Annotated in this window: 10 protein-coding genes; 4 read left to right on the top strand and 6 right to left on the bottom strand. The window is 37.7% G+C overall.

The window, feature by feature from the left end:
- Nucleotides 1-74: 74 nt before the first annotated feature.
- The 3 genes from RMY32_RS23020 (at nucleotide 75) to RMY32_RS23010 (ending at nucleotide 5,344) form a co-directional block, all read left to right on the top strand.
- Nucleotides 75-1,058, top strand: a complete 984-nt coding sequence (locus tag RMY32_RS23020; protein WP_322710632.1) for an ABC transporter ATP-binding protein — start codon at nucleotides 75-77, stop codon at nucleotides 1,056-1,058.
- Between the two features lie 498 nt (nucleotides 1,059-1,556).
- On the top strand, nucleotides 1,557-3,026 hold the full coding sequence (locus RMY32_RS23015) for an SLBB domain-containing protein (protein ID WP_322710631.1): 1,470 nt from the start codon (nucleotides 1,557-1,559) through the stop codon (nucleotides 3,024-3,026).
- A gap of 932 nt (nucleotides 3,027-3,958) precedes the next feature.
- The gene (locus RMY32_RS23010; RefSeq protein WP_322710630.1) at nucleotides 3,959-5,344 is read left to right on the top strand and encodes a right-handed parallel beta-helix repeat-containing protein; all 1,386 of its coding nucleotides are present in this window, start codon (nucleotides 3,959-3,961) and stop codon (nucleotides 5,342-5,344) included.
- A 269-nt stretch (nucleotides 5,345-5,613) separates the two neighbouring features.
- On the opposite strand, the gene RMY32_RS23005 is transcribed toward RMY32_RS23010, so the two are convergent.
- From RMY32_RS23005 to RMY32_RS22980, 6 genes are all read right to left on the bottom strand, one after another.
- Entirely contained in the window at nucleotides 5,614-7,842 is a 2,229-nt protein-coding gene (locus tag RMY32_RS23005; RefSeq protein ID WP_322710629.1) for a polysaccharide biosynthesis tyrosine autokinase, read from the bottom strand.
- 650 nt (nucleotides 7,843-8,492) lie between these two features.
- Entirely contained in the window at nucleotides 8,493-9,689 is a 1,197-nt protein-coding gene (locus RMY32_RS23000) for a glycosyltransferase family 4 protein (RefSeq protein WP_322710628.1), read from the bottom strand.
- A gap of 285 nt (nucleotides 9,690-9,974) precedes the next feature.
- Entirely contained in the window at nucleotides 9,975-11,189 is a 1,215-nt protein-coding gene (locus RMY32_RS22995) for an O-antigen ligase family protein (RefSeq protein WP_322710627.1), read from the bottom strand.
- Between the two features lie 10 nt (nucleotides 11,190-11,199).
- Nucleotides 11,200-12,303: a glycosyltransferase family 4 protein gene (locus RMY32_RS22990; protein WP_322710626.1), complete on the bottom strand. Its 1,104-nt coding sequence runs from the start codon at nucleotides 12,301-12,303 to the stop codon at nucleotides 11,200-11,202.
- A 67-nt stretch (nucleotides 12,304-12,370) separates the two neighbouring features.
- Nucleotides 12,371-13,798, bottom strand: coding sequence for an oligosaccharide flippase family protein (locus RMY32_RS22985; RefSeq protein ID WP_322710625.1), 1,428 nt, complete (start codon nucleotides 13,796-13,798; stop codon nucleotides 12,371-12,373).
- A 234-nt stretch (nucleotides 13,799-14,032) separates the two neighbouring features.
- Complete coding sequence (locus RMY32_RS22980; protein ID WP_322693561.1) at nucleotides 14,033-15,475, bottom strand: sugar transferase; 1,443 nt, start codon at nucleotides 15,473-15,475, stop codon at nucleotides 14,033-14,035.
- 2,375 nt (nucleotides 15,476-17,850) lie between these two features.
- Here RMY32_RS22980 and RMY32_RS22975 point away from each other — a divergent pair.
- Nucleotides 17,851-23,793, top strand: coding sequence for a non-ribosomal peptide synthetase (locus tag RMY32_RS22975; protein ID WP_322710624.1), 5,943 nt, complete (start codon nucleotides 17,851-17,853; stop codon nucleotides 23,791-23,793).
- Nucleotides 23,794-24,058 lie beyond the last annotated feature (265 nt).

Below are 24,058 nucleotides of genomic sequence, written 5' to 3'. Positions count from 1 at the left end.
TTGTTCATGGTTATTATCAGCCTACCAGGTAATTTTTAATTGATGCCAAGCTGATAAATAGTGATTTAACCGAGATGAAGTCTGTTGCAGATGACTCTAATTCTCAACTTAATACGGCAGACATTCCACCAGTAGTCCTAACTTCTGAGTTGCGAAAAGTCTATCGCACTGGTTTTTGGCTAAATCAAAAAGTTGTATCTCTCAAAAACTGTTCTTTAACGGTTTACAAAGGCGAAACCTTTGGTTTGTTGGGGCCTAATGGTGCTGGGAAAACTACCCTTTTAAAATTGTTACTGGGAATTATTCATCCCACTTCTGGACGCGGATCGTTGTTAGGTAAGCCAATAGGCGATCGCAGTGTTAAGCAACATATTGGCTATCTGCCGGAAAATCCCTATTTGTACGACTATCTCACTGGTTGGGAATTTTTACAGCTTGCTGCTGGGTTATTCCAAATTCCCCAAAGTGTCCAACGCCAGCGCATTCCCCAACTACTGGAATTGGTCGGTTTATCCCAAGCTGATGCCCGTAAAAAACTGCTGCGGCGCTATTCCAAAGGAATGCTACAGCGTGTTGGTATGGCACAGGCATTAATTAATGAGCCAGATTTAGTTTTTCTGGATGAACCTATGTCTGGTCTCGATCCGGTGGGGCGCTATCAAATGCGAGAAATTATTCTGGCGCTCAAAGCTGCTGGTAAGACGATTTTTTTCAACAGTCACGTTCTTAGTGAAGTAGAACAGATTTGCGATCGCATTGCCATCCTCGCTCAAGGTGAACTAATTTGCTCTGGTTCCCTCAATGAACTCTTAGGCATAAATGACACATATCAAGTAAAAGGTCAAGGCGGTGACTGGGAAATTCTCAAAAAATGGATACCCACTCTCATATTTGAGCCTGATGGTTCCTGGCACGGTACACTACAAGATGGTTACTATGATTTTCTTGCCAGTCTTCGTCTTATGGAAGGTAAAATTATCACCATTAACTTATCACGTCAATCCCTAGAAGAATTTTTTATTCAACAGATCCAAAGAAAAAACAACCCCTTGAATTAGTCTTGTTGCCAAATAGTAAATTGTCGACTAGTTTGAAGAGCAAAACCCAAAACTCTGCCTTTTTGAGTTCTCTTTGCCAATGCAATCTACAAAAAATAAAATTCCGACATCTTTTCAAGGTTATTTGTATTTCTTTAATGAACTTGTTCCTAATTTTAGTAGTCCCTTACTACTCATCGCAGATTTTAAATGTCATCAAATTAACTTTGACAAGAAAAATTTATTCGGGACTATTTGATTGTTAGCTAACAGACAATTTTTTGTAGAAACTGGGTTTATTTGCGTAAATCCTATATTTTTTGATATTACTCTATTCAAGCAACATTAACTTTAAGCTAACTTCACTAAAAATTTAACTTCAATAAATAAATTTCCTCCGGAAAATCACACTTTTCTAGGAAAATAAGAGTGTCGGGGAACATGAATACTTAGGTCTAGTCAAAATAAAAATGTTTAGACAGTACTTTATTGATTGTAGTTTCAGAGTTTCAAGTAAATATGCTTAACAAAAGTTTGTCTAAATTACTAATTCAGCCAGCTGTAGGTATGGCTTTGTTAACTGCTGTCAATGCCGCTGTGTCATCTGCCAGTCTAGCTCAGGGACAACCATTACCACCAACAACACAACCACCAATTACACAAACACAATTAGATACTAATTATTCATTAGGAGGCGGCGATCTCATCCGTGTAAATGTATTTGAAGTACCTGAATATACAGGTGAATACCAAATTCCCCCCGGTGGAGCAATCAACCTACCTTTAATTGGCAGTGTATCGGTATTAGGGCTAACAACTGAACAAGCTTCTGACGAAATAGCTAGAAGATATGCTCGCTTCCTCAAACGCCCCTTGATCTCAGTCAATCTCTTGTCTCCTCGTCCTATAAATATTTTTGTTGCTGGAGAGGTGACACGTCCTGGAGCTTACACTCTAAACTTGAGCGGAGGCGCCGGGAACAATCCAGGCGTACAATACCCCACTGTATTAGCCGCATTAACAACAGCGCAGGGGGTGACTTTAGCTGCGGATGTGACTCAAGTTCAATTACGGCGTAGAATAGGACGTTCTTCAGAGCAATCTGTCACCCTCAATTTGAAAGAACTCATTCAAACAGGCAAGTTATCGCAGGATATTACCTTGCGGGATGGAGACACTATAGTTGTGCCAACAGCAACCAACTTCAACGTCGCAGAATCTCGCAATATATTTGCATCCAACTTTGCCGCCAGTCAAACCACACCCCGCACAGTAACAATTATTGGTGAAGTTAACCGTCCTGGTTCGTATCTTGTCACCCCAGGTAATACAGATAGTCAAGTGGGCGCAACCCCTAACAGTGGCACTGCCAGTCCCACTGGTTTACCAAATGTGACACGAGTAATTCAATTAGCTGGCGGGATTACAGCACAAGCTGATGTGCGTAATCTCAAGCTACGCCGACCTACAAGAACTGGCTCAGAACAATCTATAGACATTAATCTTTGGCAACTGTTACAGAGTGGTGATGCCAATCAAGACATCATTGTGCAAGACGGAGATACAATTGTTATTCCGACGGCAACTGAAATTAACCCCGCAGAAGCTACTCAATTAGCTACCACTACTTTGTCTCCTACACGAATTCAGGTTGGTGTGGTTGGCGAAGTTAAAAAACCAGGTCTAACAGACGTTCAACCAAATAGCTCTTTAAATCAAGCTATACTCGCTGCTGGCGGATTTAATGATGCCAGAGCTAGTAGTAGTGCTGTTGATTTGATTCGCCTCAACCCTAATGGTTCTGTCACTAAACGTATAGTAAAAGTGGATTTCTCTGCTGGGATTAATGAGCAAACTAATCCCATACTCCGCAATAATGACGTTGTAGTAGTCAACCGATCTGGTTCAGCTAAGACTGGCGATACCGTCAACACCATAACCGGACCTCTAGGTGTTATCTTTAATCTTTTGAACTTATTCGGACTTTAGTTTAAAAGATAGATGCAAATTGGGGACGTTAGCCAACCCTCTTCGTCCCTAGAATTGCACTATCCTTTATATCAAAGGCAAGTTACACATAACACAATACAGTTCAGATAAGCCCAAAATCCAGATGTAGAGACGCGATTTATCGCGTCTTAAAAGACCAATTATCTACATCAACAACCCTTAACCCAAGCGTATTGAGACATAACAAACGCTTTACAAGACATCGCTTCTTCCAAATAGCGTTTTCTAAATACTGTGATACTGTCTGTTATAAATACTCTGACAGCCGCTCTCTTCTGATTTGCCAATGTTCTAAGCTATCTGAGCACTTTTATATATCCGTCATTATAATAATTTTAAGTAATATTACTCATAGAAAAATACTGTAAACTTTAAAACTCTCATTGTAAATTCATAATGTGCATTGATATACTTTTGAAATCTTTATTGTAGGTACTCGGATTACTTATGATAATGAGAATATTTTAGAAAGCAGATTTCGTAAATACCAGTTCATCACTGATTTTTAGTCATTCAGTGATTCTTATTATCATAAGAATTATTTAAGTAAATCAACTAATTGATGACAGATATACTATTTTAACCACAGATACTGCGTATACACAGTAGAATGATGTCGAATTGGAAATGACGCCATTTGTACGGTTGCTTGGTGTTCATGAATAGGGTAACTCTGGATACTGATATTTTTATTCAGTGATTTTATCAGATGTTTGCAATTTTTTGGAACACAAGCTCAAAAGGTGGTTCAGCCATATTTACGCGAAAATGCGCAGGTTTAAACCTATAAAACCGTGTATAAACTTACAAGTGGCAGTGATACGACCGTATCTAATATTGGGTTATTAACTAAGGCTAGAGTTACTAACCGTTAACGATTGAGTTTTTGCAACATACCCTATTTTTTCCCTATGATGATTCATGGTTTCGGTTTTCTCAGTTTGAGCGCATCTCTTGTACTTCCCTGGGCATTAACAGGTCTGGTTCAAGGACAGAGAATAACAGAGTCTTTCTTTAAAGATGTTCCTCAGCCATCCACTATTCAGGAAACACCACTACCTAACCGCAAACTGATCAGTGGTATTTCAACTGGGACAACATACTATGTTAGTGGTAACGGAAACGACAGAAATAGCGGACTCTCTACCTCATCCGCTTTTAGGACACTTCAAAGGGCAGCAAACCTGACTAATCCTGGCGACACGGTACTTATTATGAACGGGCAATACAAGAATGGGCCTAAAAACGGTTCTGTACTAAGTATTAAACGTTCTGGAACTGCAAATGCATGGATTAAATATGAAGCATATCCTGGGCATTTTCCAAAAATTCAGCACAATACGTGGAATGGTATCTCGATTTCAAATGGAGCTTCATACATCGAGATTAACGGGCTGGAGGTTATAGGGAATAATGCTAATATCACCCGTGGTTATGCGTTAAGTCAGAAATATAACAGATCAAATCCGCTTACTAACGGAAGTTGCATAAGCATTGAGGGAGGAAACAAAGGCCGTTCTCATCACATAAATATTCTAAACAACAAAGTGCATGATTGTGGAGGAGCAGGTATCTCAGCAATCCAAGCTGATTATGTGAAAGTGGATAATAACACTGTTTTCAATAACGCTTGGTACACAGTTCATGGTTGCAGTGGCATTTCCATGCTTAATAATTGGAGTTCTGACAATAACAAGGGATACAAGATATTTGTGACCAATAATAGGAGCTACAACAACCGAATGTACGTTCCTTGGATTGATGCTGGAACGATCACAGACGGTAATGGCATTATTATTGATGTTTCAAAAGGATATAGAGGACGGGTTTTAATTGCAAACAATCTCACCTACAATAATGGCGGTTCAGGTATTCATGCCCATGATAGTCAGCATATCGATATTATCAACAACACGGCATATTTGAATCAGCAAAGTGCAGAAGTTAAAAAAAAGGCAAAGGGCGAAATTTATGCGGGTTATTCATCTGATGTCAAAATTTTCAATAACATTATGTATCCTTCCCCTGGTAATGCTGCGAATAGCAATATGAAAAATGTCAACGTCAATTATAACTACAATGTTTATCGCAATAATTCGACGATCAAGATTACAGGACCTAACGATATAATTGCAGATCCACAGTTTGTTAATCCCTCAGCTCGTGACTTTAGATTGAAATCAACAAGTCCGGCAATTAATAGTGGTTTAAAGTGGAGTAGTTTGAAAACCGATTTTCTAGGTAATCCTCGTGTGTCCGGTTATGCACCTGATAGAGGAGCATACGAAAATCAGTAGTAGTTAAAAGTATGGCATTGGGTTGTAGGATAAAGTTCTTATTGATATATAGCTTTTGTCTACAACCCAATTGGAGAAGGCCAGCAAGAGCCATGAAGAAAAACAGTGAAGATATATCTGCTCCGATCTAGGAGCGCTATATAAATAATTTTTAGTCCGGTTAATTAGTTATTATTTAAAACTTTGGCGTCTTTACGTCAGTCTTTAATTAATTAATTAATAATTTATCCGGACTTGATGTAACTCCTAAAATAGTGTTTTTAGAAGCTTTATTTCTTCGCCAGTCCCTTAAGCTCTTTTTTCAACTCTCTTGGGTTAAAGTATTCGTGAGAATGATATCGATAACTACTAGATTCATTTTTATCAATGACTCCATTGACTACTAAACCTAAAACGTTGTAATTGGATCTCTCTAATATCTCTTGAGCTGCATTAGCACTGTTGGAATCAATTACTCCGGGTCGAGCTACTAACAAAATACCATCAGTCATTTGGCTTAAAGTCAAAGCATCGGCTGCCAAAAGCAGTGGAGGAGCATCAATAATTACAAAGTCATACTTATACTGGGATGAGAAACTATCAATGAGTGATGCCATCCGTTTTGAGTCAAGCAAAGCAAGTGGGTTGGGAGGCCTAACTCCAGCAGTTAAAACATCAAGGTTGTCCATTACCTTAGATACGGCAATGTTAAATTCAGCCTGACCTACGAGAACCTCACTCAAACCAACTTCATTGGTTAATTGCCAGAGATGATGTTGAGAAGGAACTCGCATATCTGCATCTATTAATAAAACTTGACGTCCTAGTTGAGCGATCGCTGCTGCCAAATTAGCTGAAACTGTAGACTTGCCTTCTTTAGGAATTGCACTAGTTATCACAATGGTTTTAAGCAATTTATCTGAACTTAAGAATTTCAGATTTGCTTGAATCATCCGGTACATTTCACTTGTTAAAGAGTGGGGAGTATCTCTGACGGCAATTGTTTGAGGCGTTGATTCTGCATTTGAATCACGGGAACGAAGCTTTTTAACAGACAAAGGAACAATTCCTAGCAAAGTATATCCAAATACATCTCTAATTTCTTTAAGTGTTTTTAGAGATCTATCTCTCATCGCGAGAAAAAGTACAGTTGTAGTAGCAAAAAGCAAACCAAACATGACTCCTAGCACCAAAACAATTATTTTTTTGGTTAATGTAGGATCTTCAGGCACTAAAGCCTGAGCAATAATTCGGGAACTAGGGGTATTTGTATTTTCAACTAACTGTAATTCTTGAACCTTTTTCAATAGAGTTTGATAGGTCGATTCTGCAACTTCAACTTTCCGTTCTAACTCCCGCTGGTTTTGTGCCAACTGGGGTATGAGTTTCACCCGCTGTTCATAGCTGGCACGAGAATTATATAGGGACGAGAGTCTTTGAGTTAAGCCAAAACGTTGTATTTCTGATTGCAGAAAGTTTTGTATCAGGCTTTGTCTGAGTTCTCCAATCTGCAATAGGCTCTGGGGAACTTGTGTTTGATTGCCAATAGTCTGACCAACTTGCTGTTGTAGAAGAGATTTTAAATTCGCTTTTTTTGCTTCTAGGTTAATAATTATAGGGTTGTCATCTAGAAAACGGCTGCGCTCAACCGCTAACTGCCGATCGGTCTCTTGAAGTTGTGTAAGAATTCCCTGTACTGCTGGTGACTGACTAAGAGCACTCACAGCGATCGCTTCCTGAGAATTTAGCTCTACTTTCTGCCGTAGTTGATTGGTTTGGGCATTTACCTCATCCAATTGAGCCTTGACAGTATTCATCTCATTGTCTAGATTTCCAATAGTCGCAACAGCTGACCTTGTCTCCTCTGATAAATCTGCAATCTGATGCTTTTGTTTAAATATACGTAGCGCTACTTCTGCATTATTAACAGCAGCTTGAGTTGTAGGAAGTTGCTTGGCCATAAACTGACGAGTCGCTCCTGCCTCAGAGCGATTTGTGAGAATATCATTTTCTAAATAAAACCTCATAATTGTGTTGACTACTGCCGCTGCTTCTTCAGGATCGTGACTTTTATAAGTAATACGCAATACATCTGTCCCACCAACAATTTTTAGGTTCAGGGCTTTTAGTAGTTGTTTCACCTCCAAAGGTTCACTTTCGTTGTCTTTTAGTTGTAGTTTGTCTATTGTCCGTTGTAATAAAGCTGGAGAAGAAATAACTTCTATCTGACTGCTTATGGGATTTTGAGTTGCTACCAATGGTTTCAGATCTCCTGCTTCTCCTCCTTCAGAGGTATCAGGGTAAAGATTATTGCCTGCTACTTTAAAACTGGGAATCCTGAATAACAGTTTTCCTTCTGCTTCATAGTCTGGCTTCAGAAATTGTGTAGATATGGCACTCAGAATAACTGTCGCCACAAATATACTGAAAGCAGGCAACCACCAGCGTTTCAATATCAATAAGTAACGATTAAGGTCTAAATCAATAGATTCTCTAGATTCCATAGATTTTTCTGACATAAATCTTCCCAAGTACAGGTCTTAAGCAATAAACTCAAAATTGACTTATAACAGTCACAAACCAGTGCAATTGACAATACCGATTATGTATAATTTTACAATATAAAATATACTATAGACGAATACGGTTCACTTAAAGCTTAACTCTTTATCGAAATCCTTTTTTTTACGAACCGCCAAAGACGCAAAGAAAAGAAGCAAGAAGTGTTTAAATGAAATGTATTATAGTATATTTTTAAGTAAAAAAATCTAGTCCCCATTGAGTGCAAATGTCTAACGGTGGTGTGTGTACCTTTATTGAGTAAAACCTTTGTTAATTTCGGGATTCAGGCGAGTTAACTAGATCCTAAGTATAACTGCCTTCCCATCAATCAACCCTTTACTAACAGGAGCTTAAATTAAAATTTTTTGGATTAGCCATCAACGACTAATATTTATTTAAATTTATTTCTGCATTATCAAAGACTTAATTTTTTCTTGGATATTATATGGCTAGATTGCTTGTTAGAACAACTATCTTAGCCAAAGCAAAAATTTCAAAGTCAAATAAAAATTCGTTCTTTAGTCATTTTGTAATTTTTGATCATAAACATCTACTCATTACTCAACTCACTTACTACTTGATATAGGAATTCTGAAAGTTTAAGTAGCTACCTACTTTGCCATACTTTATCGTAAGCATCTAACAGTTTTGGAGCTTGATATTGCCATTCAAGAATTTCCTCCATTCTGCGTCGACCCTCGGCTCCGATCTTTTGTCTACGTTCAGGAGAATCTAAAAGTTCCAAAATTTTCTCGGCAAATTCTACTTCGTCATTAGGCTTGGCATAAAGAGATGCTTCTTGTGCAGAACGTCTTCCCTCTCGCAAATCAAACTGGACAATTGCTTTTCCCATTGCCATGTATTCAAGGATTTTATTCATAGTGCAGTTTTCGTTATAAGCAGATGTTGGAGAAGGTTCTACACACACGTCGCAGCTGGAAAGCCGTTCTAAAAGTTCTTCACCTTGCTTAAACCCTGTAAATTCTACAAACTCATTCACTTCTAACTCTTTGGATAAGACCTTGAGCTTTTCTGCCATAGGACCACTACCAATTAGCATAAAGTGAATATCAGAGCGATTTTTTTTGTGGACAATGTAATATACCATTCTTAAGAGATAATCGATACCCTCTGGTTCTCCCATGACACCCATGTAACCTATCAAGTAGTTTCTACCTCTACGGTAATTGGGGTTTGGAGGCATTCGGCGAAAGCGCGAAAGGTCCGGCGCACTACGAACAACAAATACTTTCTCTGGTTTCTTGTGCCCACGCTTAAGAGCTACCTCTCGGTGTGACTCGTTCGTTGAAATTACCATGTCTGCTGTGGCATAAGTTAAGCGTTCAGCCCAGAGTAATCCATAATAAAAAATATCGCGCCGACGATACTTAGCTTCATACATTTCTGGACTGAGGTCATGATGATCGAAGATAATAGATATACCATGAAATAATTTAAACCATGCTGCTACCAAGAAAAGCAAATCGGGCGGATTACAAATATGTATGACATCAAAACCACGCTCTCGCCATACCCTTTGAGCTAGACGGAATTGCCAGTTAATTGCCCAACTGTACTCTTGGAGATAGCCAATGACAGAACTTTCTTCTGGTGGTAGGGGATGACGGTAAATGTGAATCTGCTCAATAATTTCGTAATCTTTTTCAAAGCCATTACCCGTAGGTGAAATTACACTAACTTCATACCCAGCTTTTTGCAAAGTAGTTGCTTCCATCCATACCCGTCTATCAAAGGGAACTGGGAGATTTTCAACAATAATTAGTACTTTTTTCGGTGATGCCATAATAATTTCAATTTTTAATTAGTTTAGTAAGTAATTATTCACTTACTCGGAACAGTGGTCAAAACCCTGAATTTATGGGTGATAGGTAGGAAAATGTAAAACCTTATTTTAGTAAAACACTCAGTTGTCAAGTCTAAAATATACCTTATTTATGGAACCTATATTCATACATTTGGCGAAATTGAGTTAAATAAGTATGTATATCTAGATTATAATAGCCATCATTTTTGCTGTTACTAGCTGGTTAAAGCTATATTGATTAATCACCTAATTTTTACTTGATCTTTACATTCTGACAGAGAGAGATGCTGCCACATAGAGTATCCAAGTTAAACTATTTGATTCCAGTAAGTTGGACTCAGTGAGGCTAGATAAGAGTATAAATGTCATGTGTATAAGTGGCCAAATATCAAATGCTGTTTTACTATTACGCACGCAAGCAAATCCTTGCAGATAACTGCGCCAAAATCCAAAAAAGAAGACTGCTAATCCTAAAAGACCCAAATCAAGACAAAGAGCCAGATAACCATTGTGGGGATGGTTTGGCGTCCATGCCGCTGCAAGCCAAATATCGGCAGATTCGCCATTCCATCCTTGCCAGAATCCACCATAACCGTAACCAAGCCAAGGGTGTTTCCAAATTTTATCAATTACTAATGGCCACAATTGAGTTCGACCCGTCAGTGTCGCATCTTTACCAATTGCACCAAACAGGATATCAGGGTTACTAGAGAACCAAAAATATAAACTTTGGCCGATAGTAGCTATCATTATTAGGGTTGGTACCATTAATTGGTAAGACCAACGCCAAATTTGAAAAGCAAAAAATGTCAATATTATGATTAATAGGTTAACTAAAGATGAACCGGAAGCAGAAAGCCGTAAGAGTAGTATTGACAAGCCAAACCCTGCCCAGAAAAGCCAACTACGTCTTTTAGTTTGATAACCGAGTATAAAAAAAATCATACCACTTGTTACCATTTTTGCTCCCAGACCGTTTTTGTGCGTGAATACTCCACGCCACTTTGAACCATCCAAATCGCTCTGTATTCCGTATTTAGGCAAAGCTATGGCAAAAACAAAACTGAGTATTATAATAATTGCAAAGTTCCAAGCAAGTAAATGTAACTGCTGTTTTAAGCTATATCGCGAAGCAAAATATAGTCCAAATAAACTGGAATTAATCAGGGAAAAACTATTTTTTAATGTTGTTGATGGTTCAAAAGACCAAATAATAGAAACAGCTGACAATAAAATTAAAGAATAAAGCCAAAAGTCTTTCCTAAGGAAATAAAGAGTTTTCTTCCAACGCAAAACTAGTAGTACTAAGGTAACTAGGTAGATGAAAGAATAAATAATCCGAATCACAGAGCTATCATATTCTACTAAATCACTCTGTCCTGCTCCTCCTGACAGTACAACAACAAAAATTGCCCCTGAATACATCAGCAAGCTCATAATTGTGAATACCTGTTCAGCAAAAATTAGTATTTTTTTCATAATCAATTAACTAATATTTCTTTTGCATATTCAGTTCTTTATAATAAACTTGAGCTGTTTGAGCGGCAATATTTGACCAATTTAAATCTTCCTGACAGCGAGCTAATGCCGCAGTTTGCATACGTTGTTGCAAATCGCGATCGATTAACAAATAAATAATGGCATCAGCTAAAGATTGAACATCACAAGGTGGAACTAACAACCCATCTTTTTTATGCTGAATTATCTCACTTAATCCTCCTACTTCAGAGGCTACAACCAGTGTTCCCATCCCATAAGATAAAGCTGCTACACCACTTTGAGAAGCTTCTATGTATGGTAAAACTGTTACCGTACTGCGTTGAAATAGCTTACTTACTTCTTCAAGGGGGATAAAGTCATTGATAATTTCGTAGCGTTTCTGATCGTAACCATTAGGGAAATATTGTTTGATGTTTTCTCCCCGTCCAGCGATAATCAGTTTGACTTCGGGTATACGTTCAGCAATTAAAGGCATAGCCTGAAGTAAATATTTTAATCCTTTATAAGGCCAGATGCGTCCAAAAAATAGCAATGTATTTGGCTCGCGAGTCTGACTATTGTGATTACCCCGACGCTTATACAAACTACCAAGTTCCCCATGTGGTAAAACATTGACTCGCTCTTGAGGTATACGGAATTGTTCAATTAGAATCTTTTTTAGTTGATGAGTATGAACAATCAATTGTTGGGAACGGTAGAAAGCAATACGCCTGGTATACTCTGAACCGAATACAGACATCCTATCCCCTGGGTGACGAAATATATCATGGATAGTTGTCACCAATGGTGGCATTTTGTTGAGTAACAGTGTCCAATCATACCAAGGATCGTTAGTTTCTTGCACATGCAAAATATCTGGGTTTATGTCTTTGATAATACGCATCATCGCGTACATAGACAATAGGTTGCGCGGGTCGCGAATCCGTGGTTTTTTAAAGGTAATTACGCGTATACTGGAATCAAGAACATTGCTGCATGCATTTGAGAGTTTTTCCGGGTGAATAAGCGTTAAATCAACATATTTAACCAAACTGTTTGCTAATTCAATAGTGTAATCTTCAAAACTAAAATGTAATAAAGCAACTTTAATCATAATAAAAATTCTACTCTTGCTCAAGTTTGATGAGTTAATGGTAAAAATCTATTTTCAACAATTACTACTACTTTAAAAATTTTAGCCATAAAAAACGGAACCCACCAAACGCACGAATACCTAAATAAATCACAAATAAAGAATAGGTGCAAGTTGCAATGAGTAAAGTGAATATAAAGTCTAAGTTAAGTTTTTGTAATAAAATTAATATAAATAACATGAGGATGCTTATTATTAATGGACGGCGAAATATTCGCCATAAATTTAATGAAAATAAGCGAGTATAGGTAAAATAAATATACTGGATAGAACCAAAAATAGTCATCAATAATGCTATTAAAGCTGCACCTAGTAACTTATAGTGCGAAACTAATACCACACCTCCCAAGCTTCCTAATGTAGTAGTAATAACTACTTCACGTAGGTTCACTATCTCGAAACCATTGGCTACAAGTAAATAACTCAGTGAGCGTGCAAACGGCAAAAAAAGGAGTGATGCAGCGGCTAAACTAAGGGCTATATTTGCTTCAGCAAAGCTAGTATTATAGATAAAAACTAACAAATCTTTGCCAAACAATAAGATTCCAAGGTATAACGGCAATGCAATGATTAATAGAATTTCGATAATATTTTCAGCTATCTGCCTCTGCTTGTCCCGTCCTTGCTCTACTGCCTTGGAAAATCTTGGAAATATTGCTAAAGTTATACTATTAGCAATAATCAAAAAGGGTTGTAGTAATTGTGTTATTCCACCAAATAGACCTACTAAAAGTTCATTTCCTAATAATGAAAGAATCAATATTTGAATTCTGCCACTAACTACAGCCATTGCTTCAATAGCAAAAAATGTCCGCGCTTCTTTAATTGTATTAAAGACAAAACTTCTATCAATCTGCCATTGTATTTTTACTAAAGGGACAATAAAAATCCATTCAATTATCAGAATTAGTGTTTCTGAAAAAAATAGGATTCCCCCCAAATATTCAATTCCATATTTTAGTTGCATCGCCCAAATCATTATTATTAGGCGTAGTATATAGATCGGTACTGTAGCGATCGCTATCAGATGCATTTTTTCTTTAGCTTGAAAAATCGCCTCTGTGATATTAGAAAGCGCAAAAGGAACGATCGTTAAGCCCATTATGTAACAAACAGTTGAGGTCTTAGAACTATAAGGAAGAAAAAACACTACAATTACCAATGCCGCATAACTAAAGAAACTAAATATTAACTGTAACCACGTACCACTCATTAGATAGACTGGTGTTTTTTGTGGCTCACGAGCTAGTTCTCTAGTAAACAATGTCTTTAGTCCTTGTGAGGCAATGCCCACAAAGATAAAATAGTAGCTATATGCGAGTAGATACTGACCTAAAGCCTCAGCTCCTAAAGTACGAGCAATAGAAGCGGTTAAAACAAATGCTGTTATGCTTTGTGCTAACCGATTGAGTATCATTGAAAGGGAATTACTTATGAATTTGTACTTTTCTACCATTCTTGTAATTCTTAATTCAGTTTGATTCGTTCATTTTGAGTTACCATAATTGTTTTGGATATATTCTTATAAAGAAAATAAGTTTTTTATATCTCCCTCAAACAGGTAACTAATCGGCAAGGTAGAAAAATCTAAATTTAATCCGCTATTAACTAAACTGTAGACTGCAATACTTTTATCGATACATAACCTAAATTTTATAATCCTGAACCTCCACAGCTATTGTTTTATTCTTTAGTAAGCACCATCTTTTTTCAAAACTACCATAACTGTTTTAAGGAGAATTTCAAAGTCTAAAGCAAGTGACCAATTTTCGATGTAGCTCATATCCAGATGAATCACTTGTTCAAAATCTAAAATATCAGATCGACCTGATACTTGCCAAAGACCTGTAATACCAGGCAAAACCTCATGTCGAATAAAATGATGTTCAGAAAACTTATCAACATCTCTAGTAGGTAGAGGGCGAGGACCTACTATACTCATTTCTCCAAGGATAACATTAAAAAGTTGCGGCAATTCATCTAAGCTGTAACGACGGAGAAACTTCCCAATACGGGTAATACGAGGATCGTCTTTTATTTTAAAGATAATACCATCTTTTGTTTCATTTAAAGCTTCTAATTCCTTCTGTAGTGTTTCTGCATCAGACCTCATAGTTCTGAATTTCCATACTTTAAACTGTTGTCCATGTAAACCTATACGAGTTTGCTTATAAAATACTGTCCCAGAAGAGTCAAGTTTTATAGCTATAGCTATAGCTATATAAATCGGAAATATTAATATTACAAATAAAGTTGCCAGACAAAAATCACAAATACGCTTTATCCAAAAATCTTTACCTGTAATTATCGGGCAATCTAAACTCAGACAAGGCATTCCTCCTATCTTATTAAATTCTACATTTCTATAAATTGGTTTTAATTCCATTGGTAAGATATGTACTTGAATTCCAGATGCTTGAAATAACCAGCACAAAAACATTCTATTTTTTAGAGCATCCCAAGATATAAAAACTTCTGTTACACCTAATTCATTAAGTTGAGTCAATGTCTGTTGACGTTTATATCTGTCTAATGAGTTAGCATTTGCCGTTCCAGAGACAATATAATGCTTTTCTTTTTTTATAAAGCTAGCAATCTGCTCGCGATCTTGAGGATCGCAAATAATGAATACAGAAGAACGAACTATTTTTTTCTGCTTACGCAAATATTCTAAAATAACATTTACACCATATCTACCAGTACAAATAAATAATATACTCAGCAACCAAGATAATAATGTCAATCTTGGGTTATTGATGTCTACAACTGGCTTATACAAAGAACAAACAATGAGTATTAATCCATGAGCAAAAGTTAACGATTTGATAATATTCCAATAGTCATAACGTTTTTGACCTTCTCGATAAATACCTTGGATAGCTAGCGATCCAATTTGAATTCCAATAGTTATTAAAATGGGGAAATATTGACTTGGTACATACCAAGAAAGATGCTCAGAAGAAGATTGATATCCAGCAAAAATCCAAGCTAAGGACAACAAAGTACAATCTACTAAAAACAATGTTATTAATCTTAGCCACCACGAACCCTTGCGTATACTGACAAATGCAGATGCACGTAAATCTGAAGATACTTCACTCAATTTATTTGTTGCAATGCTTTGATTACTCATACTTTAGTAATGCCTAATTTTGTTAAAAAAGTTATGAAAAACCATCATATAATCGTGACATTTTAACTCGCGTTTTTTCAAATAAACTTATTCTGTATATTCTACTATTGAGCTTTTTTTCAGATTAACTTATAAGTTCTTTATTAAAAGCATATTCCAGGATTCTATTACTTAACTTTAGTTTACATATTAACATTCATCCTGTTTCGCCCGTAAATTTTTAGCTTTGATGCTAAAAAAAGGAGAAAAAGATTTATTGGCGAATTAACTTAGTATGTTTGAATAACATTCCTGACATTAACAATCACCTTGGTCAGGTAAACAATATTAGTATTAGTATTTTTAATGTACGTGTACAAAATAATTGGACTGTCTTAGCATAACTAACCCTTTTTTGGCAATTTTTACCAAAGAATTATCTTTAATTTTTAAAGACTTTAGTAACAAGGCTATTTAAATAAACAAATTATAGATAGCGATGGCTATCTATGATTTTGTTTAAGACTCAGGATAGACATAATTTACTTCTCTTCCCAGAGTGACAAAATAGGTATAACATCGCAGATGTATCCTTTCTAACAGAGATATAGTTACATATCTTTATATATTACTTTAGCATCTTTGCTTATACTATTTTAGTTTTAATTAAAAGCTTCTTTGTTTTTTTACGCAGAATTACTTATTAACAAAACTTACACAATTAACATATAACAAAATGCATCAAAAATTTGATTTTTGTTACAAAACTTTATATATACAAGTATTATGATTGAACACGGATCGCTTTTATGAGTATATTTTATTACTTAGTATTGGCAAATAAGCTAAAATACAGGTATAGTTTTCAAGGCTTATAACTAGATTTTTCAATGGAATTTTGGCGATCGCACCCAATCAATATTAATTGACAAAAGCGTGAAAAAACGTATTCACGTTATTTCACAAGATAGTTATTTTGTACAGTGCGTAAGTCCTATATTTAAAAAAATTAGTAGCAGATTAATGAAAATTATTCTTAATAAATTAACTTAAGCTCAATAATGTCTAATATTTGTAAGTCTTGCAATATATTCATTCTAAACATTTTTACCTTCCGATAAAGTCAATTCTTTTGATATACTTTTTGTGTCTTAGATTTGGATTTTAGATCGCTTGAAATTCTTGTCTATTAAAAATTGAGGACTTAGGCACGGTCATATCAGCGTCAAAAAATCAACATCGGACTTGCGAGTCATTATTTATAGCTAAAAAATTTAAATAAGTTTTTGCTTTCAGAAAAAGCAAGGCTTTTGATGTATTTAATATTACATTTATTTCAACATTAATTCTATGTGCAAGACTTTTACTTTATGTATACTTTATATAGTAAGATAAAATTATGCTGGTGATGGTTTCACTGAGTCAATATAACGCTCTTTCGTCAGTCTTGGTGAAAATTAATGATTTTTTGTCGTCTCGGTTAACGAAAAATCAACCCTTCAACCTAAACTTATGAAAAAATAATAAGTATAAAAGGATAAATAGGACTTACGTACTGTACAACAAAATCATCTTGTGTATAACGTAAATAAGTTGTTTCAGCTGTTTATAAAATATCCTTTGTTAACTGCGATAGCAAAAATTTGGTTAAAAGCCTTGAAAAGCATGCCTGCTATTTCAGCTTTTATGTATAAAAATGAATTAGGTTAAAACCTTCTTGTTTTCTACTTTTTGCCTTTCTGAACTTTTGAGACTTAGAGCAGAATGTCCCAACGCCGGAAGTCAACGATTAAACTTCTCCTTCCCCTTCTTGATTATAATGACAATTTTTACACCAAGTTGAGCTTATTTAAGTATTTTAGCAAATTTGATCGTAGCTTTACACTATTTTTACATATCAATAAACACAATGAAGATTCAGTAATAATGATTTTACCATTAAGCAAACTTTCGTTAAAAAGGATAGAGTATTTTTTGATATTGTAATATGTCAATTATACACGCTTATGCAATTTTTTTTTAAAAAAAGATTAAATCGGTAAATCATAATATGTTAATGTTTCTTATATTTAATTAATAGCTAAGGCAAGATTAGTAAAAATTGATAAATAAGCTAATACACAGATAATAAATCGGTTGGCTAGATATTTAAAAATATTTTTTATACATAAATATTATTATTTAATAATTAGCCAATATACTACAGTTGGAAGCTACAACCTATTATTATAGTAGCATTTCTCAACCTTACAGCTAAAAAGACTTTGTTTTTGTATTCCCATACTCTCAGCCTCAAGACATTAATTAGTAGCCTCATATAAGATTTATATAGACACATATTACAATAAAGAATAATTTAACAACTTGGACTTATTAATGGAGCTGATACATAAAAAATGCAGATAAATAGCCAAACTACAGAATATAAGAAAAATATTCCGTTAGATACCTTAACTTACATCATAGACGCTCAAGTTTTAGAAGAATCGAATGACACCCAAGTAGTCGATCGTCTGGATCTGTGCATTCATCAAATGTTTGAGATGCAAGTAGAGCGATCGCCCCAAGCCATTGCAGTAGTATGTGAAAATACACAACTTACTTATCAACAGTTAAACCAGCGGGCGAATCAACTAGCGCACTACCTACGTTCTTTAGGCGTTGGACCGGAAGTACTTGTGGGTATATATCTGGAGCGCTCCTTAGAGATGATTATAGGACTACTGGGCATTCTCAAAGCTGGAGGCGCTTATGTGCCTTTAGATCCAGCATATCCTTCAGAACGCTTAGCCTTTATTTTGGAAGACACCCAAACAGCAGTATTATTAACCCAAGAAAAATTGGTCAATAACTTACCACCGCATCAGGCGCAAGTGGTTTGTCTGGACTTAGAATGGCAAGAGAATATTCAAAATAGTCAAGAAAATCCTGTAAATGAGACTACGCCTGATAACCTTATCTACGTAATCTACACATCTGGCTCTACAGGACAGCCCAAGGGTGTAATGATCCCTCACCGTGGTATTTGCAATCAACTCCACTGGAAGCAAACAACTTTTGGATTAACTCACGCAGACAAAGTTTTACTGACTATTTCTTTTAGCTTCGATCCCTCAGTGTGGCAGATATTCTGGCCATTGTGCTTTGGGGGGCAATTATTTATGGCTCGCCCTGGTGGGCATCAAGATACAGCCTATCTTGTGAAGGTGATTACTGAGCAGCAAATCACAGTTCTGGCTTTAGTACCTTCCATCCTGCGTGTCTTATTAGAAGAGAAGGGAATTGAAAATTGCCAATTCATCAGACACATTACCTGCGGTGGTGAAGCTTTACCTGGCGAACTTATAGAACGCTTCTTTGCCCAACTGAATTTGGACAATGTTTTACATAATTGTTACGGCCCGACAGAAGCTTCTATTGATACCACTTTCTGGAGTTGCCAACGTGACACTAATTATGCTATTGCACCTATTGGTCGTCCGATTACCAATGCAGAGATTCACATCCTCGATGACAATTTGCAGCCAGTACCTATTGGTGAATCAGGTGAACTGCACATTGGCGGTATTGGTCTAGCGCGAGGTTATCTTAACCGTCCAGAATTGACCATAGAGAAGTTTATTTTTAACTCCTTTAGCTCTGAACCTGGGGCACGCCTTTACAAAACTGGGGACTTAGCACGTTATTTGAGCGATGGTAATATCGAATTCCTTGGTCGGATTGACCACCAAGTTAAAATACGTGGCTTCCGAATTGAATTAGGAGAAATTGAAGCCATACTAGCTCAACATCCAGCACTGACGCAGACTTTAGTCATAGCCAGAGAGGATGCGCCTGGAGACAAGCGACTCGTAGCATATATTGTTGCCAGTCCAGAGCAAATTCCTAGTCAAACTGAATTGCGTCGCTTTTTGGAAGCTCGGTTGCCAGAATACATGGTGCCTGCTTTCTTTGTCTTTTTGGACACCCTACCATTAAATCCCAACGGGAAAATAGACCGCCGCGCCTTGCCTGCACCGGATACATCTTATATTAGGCTATCAAATAACTTTGTTCCACCTCAGAATTCGACAGAAGAAGTCTTAGCTGGCATTTGGGCGAAAGTTTTGTGTTTAGAACAAGTAGGCATCCACGACAATTTTTTTGAATTGGGAGGGCATTCACTCCTGGCCACTCAAGTGATGTCTAGAGTTCGCCAAGCTTTTCAAATAGAAATAGCGTTGCAACTCTTATTTGAGAATCCCACGATCGCTACTTTAGCTCAAGCAATCGCCCAAAACCAAACTCCAAAAAACGACCCCCAAAATCAGACCATTCCTCAAATAGCCAATCGGCAATCAGCGCCTCTATCCTTTGCCCAGCAGCGAGTCTGGTTTTTGGAGCAGTTGGAACCCAACAGCCGAGCGTATATTGTCTCCAATGCACAACGCTTAACGGGCAAGTTAAACCTGGATATATTACAACAGTCACTAGATGCGATCGTTGTCCATCATCAGGCATTACGAACCAACTTTATGACATCACCTGATGGTAGCCCCATACAAGTAATTGGCACGCCTCGGCCAGTGGAACTTAAAATCATTCAGGTAACAAAGGAGCAAGTAGAATTGCTCCTAAATCAAGAGGTGCAACGCCCCTTCAACTTAGAATCTGACTTAATGCTGCGTGCTACTTTGCTCCAAATAGACGAGCAGGAGCATATACTTTTGTTAATGATGCACCACATCGCTTCAGATGGTTGGTCAATTGGTATTCTTTGGCAGCAGTTAATAGCGCTTTATGAAGCCTTTTTGAGTAGTAAGCCTTCCACATTAGCAAAATTGCCCATTCAGTATGCGGATTTTGCTGTGTGGCAGCACCAATGGCTATCAGGTGAGGTACTTTCTAAGCAAATTAACTATTGGAAAACCCAATTAGCAGGTGCTAATACTGTACTGGAATTACCCACCGACCGACCACGTCCACCAGTACAAACTTACCAAGGAGCAGCCCAATCTCTGATGCTACCGCCGACTTTGAGTGCATCACTCACAGAACTCTCGCATCAGGAGGGCGTCACTCTATTCATGACATTGCTGGCAGCTTTTGGGACAATACTGCACCGCTACACCGGGCAAGAAGACATTCTTATCGGTTCTCCCATTGCCGGACGTAACCGTTCTGAGATTGAAGAGTTAATTGGATTTTTTATTAACACCGTTGTTTTACGGACTGATTTTGCGGATAACCCCAGTTTTCGTTCAGTGCTAAATCGAGTTCGCCAGATGGCATTAGCTGCTTATGCCCATCAAGATATGCCCTTCGAGAAACTGGTAGAAGAACTGCAACCAGAGCGAGATACCAGTCGCAACCCACTGTTTCAAGTGTGGTTTAATATGCTCAACTTAAGGGACATCCAACTAAAACTACCTGGAGTGGCTATCGAACCAGTCTCGATCCTAGAAACAGCTTCTAAGTTCGACTTAACCCTTTACGTTACAGAACAAAATCAAGGAATCCAACTTGATTTAGTTTACAACACCGATCTGTTTACTCCAGAACGGATGATGGAAATGCTTCATCAATTCCATCACTTGCTGAATCAAATTGTTGCTGCTCCAGAGAGGAAAATTAGTTTATATTCTCTGGTGACACCAGAAGCGCAACTTTTGCTGCCAGAACCAAGGGCAGTTTTGCCAGAACCACAGTATCAGTTGACGACAACAATGTTTACCTCTTGGGTAAATCGTACCCCAGAACATTCATCACTTCGTCAAGGAATTCGCACTTGGAATTATGGGGAATTGGGCAAAATCGCTCAAACCTTAGCACAGGTTTTGTTATCTCACGGAGTAGAGCGGGGAGATGTCGTAGCTGTATATGGTACACGCAGCTTTGGGCTAATTGCCAGTATGCTCGGCGTACTCTTGAGTGGTGGTGTGCTACTCACCCTCGATCCGAAACTTCCTAGCCAACGCCAACGATTGATGTTACAGGAAGCTAAAGCTAAATACATATTATATATTGATGGTCAGCGTCCAAAAGACGAAAATATAGGGGAGTCTTTAACTAGCATCTGTGTTAACCGAGACACAGGAGAAGCGATAAATTCCCAAAAGAGTATTGAGGCGGTAAATTTACCTGAAATCGCAGCCGACGATGCAGCTTATATTTTCTTTACTTCCGGCACTACTGGTGTACCCAAAGGGGTGCTGGGGTGTCATAAAGGGTTGGCGCATTTTCTAAACTGGCAGCGACAGACCTTTGAAATTAATCAGCAAGACCGCGTTGCTCAATTAACTGGTCTTTCTTTTGATGTCGTTCTTAGAGATATCTTTTTACCTTTAACTAGTGGTGCAACCCTATGCTTGCCTGAAGAAGAGGATAACCTAGAACCAACGAGAATTCTGCGTTATTTGGAAAATGAGCAAATTTCTGTACTGCATACAGTTCCTTCGCTGGCGCAATTATGGTTAGCGAATGTGCCGTCAGCAGTCTCTTTACGTAACTTACGCTGGGTATTCTTGGCTGGAGAACCTCTGAAGGAAACCCTTGTGCTTCGGTGGCGGGATGCTTTTCCAGAATCTGGTGAAATAGTTAATCTCTACGGCCCGACAGAGACAACTTTGGCAAAGTGTTATTACCGAGTACCTGTTGAGTGTAGCCCTGGTGTACAGCCAGTAGGATTACCACTGCCGCAAACTCAAGCACTGGTTTTCACATCAAATAACCAATCATGCGGTATTGGTGAACCGGGTGAGATTGTAATCCGAACTCCATTCCGCAGTTTGGGTTACATCAATGCCCAAGAAGAAAACCGTTCTCGATTTGTCAAGAACCCTTTTCGGAACGATCGCCACGATTGGCTTTATTATACAGGCGATCGCGGATGCTATCGTCCAGATGGCTCTTTAGAAATTCTCGGACGCGTCGATCATCAAGTCAAGATCCGGGGGATACGCATTGAGCCAGGGGAAATTGAAACGGTGTTAGCCCAACACCCAGATGTACTCCAGACTGTAGTCATTGCTCGTGAAGATATTCGCGGCGAGAGATGTTTGGTGGCTTACATTATACCGAATCAAGACTCAGCAATTGCAATTACTGATATCCGTAGCTTCCTCTCAACAAAATTGCCACAGTACATGCTACCTTCGGCTTTTGTCGTGTTGGACGCCATGCCCTTAACTCCCAACGGCAAGATAGACCGTCGCGCTTTACCAGCACCAGACTTATCGAGGCAAGAGCCAGAAGCCAGCTTTGTTGCTCCCCGCAATCAAGTGGAACGCCAGTTAACACAAATTTGGGAACAAATTTTAGGCGTCCAGCCGATTGGTGTTAGGGATAACTTCTTCGAGCTAGGAGGACATTCTATCCTAGCAGTAAAACTGTTTTGGCAAATTGAAAAGACATTTAATAAAAACCTGCCTCTTGCTATTCTTTTCCAGTCAGGTACTATAGAAGCTCTAGCCAAAATAATTTGCCAAGAAGATTTAACAAAAAACTCGGCTTTAGTAAATACCTTAGACCAATCAAAATCTTGGTCATCGTTAGTAGAAATTCAACCCAACGGTTCTAAGCCACCTTTCTTCTGTATTCACGGGCTGGGTGGAGAAGTCTTATGTTTCCGGGAATTGGCATTGCATCTGGGGACAGAACAACCATTTTACGGATTACAACCACGAGGGCTAGACGAGAAATACCCTCTCCATACCCGCATTGAAGATATGGCAGCGCACTATATTCAAGAAATTCAGACCCTTCAACCTCATGGCCCTTATTTTCTCGGAGGTTATTCCTTTGGGGGTACAGTTGCCTTCGAGATGGCTCAACAACTCCATGAGCAAGGCGAACAAGTTGGCATTTTAGTTATGCTTGATAGTTGTCGTCCAGGTTATAGCTGGCAAGCGCCATTTCTCAAACGAGTTTTTTTGCATTTAAATAATATTGTTCAGCAAGGGCCTAACTACCTTTGGCAAAAGATTGTGAGATGGAGCTATTGGCGTAAGCAAGAACTGCAAAATACATATAACCGTTACTTGGAAGACGTACTTCATGTACCTGAAACTGACAAGCATTTAAAGATTATAGATACTAACACTCAAGCCCTTAGTGACTATATTTTTTCACCTTACCTTGGTCGAGCTATTCTTTTGCGGACAGAGGATAAAAATCGGGACGAAGCTATAGGTATAGAATACGATCCTCAATTTGGCTGGGACGAGGTAGTTGGAGAATTAGATATCCATTACATTCCCGGATCTCACCTTAACATACTTAAAGAACTTCATGTAAAAGTGTTAGCTGAAAAATTGAAAACTTGCTTAACTCAGGCGCAATCTCAGATTGCAAAAAATTAATTTGAACTTTCTTGTTAGTTCACTTTCGCACAACTCAGCACTGCTGGGTTGTTTTGCCATTTATTGGTCTAAACTTGAAAGAGTGGTAACTAGAGTGAGATAATTATTCTGTGGAACTGGAATATTGGTAAAAATCCAATAACCAAAAGACCTGACCGATTTAAGAATGCGATGAATATTGCTAGTGTCACAGATTGAACAGAGGAAATGATTGTGGCACTAGAAGCTGGAATGAGTATCGTTTTTAGATTTTAAGTTGGTAAGC

Origin of the sequence: Nostoc sp. ChiSLP03a, assembly GCF_034531215.2 — a bacterium.
In the GTDB taxonomy this organism is placed as follows: Bacteria; Cyanobacteriota; Cyanobacteriia; order Cyanobacteriales; family Nostocaceae; genus Nostoc.
Note: the sequence above shows the minus strand (reverse complement) of the source record. Positions and strands in the feature narration are given on the sequence as shown.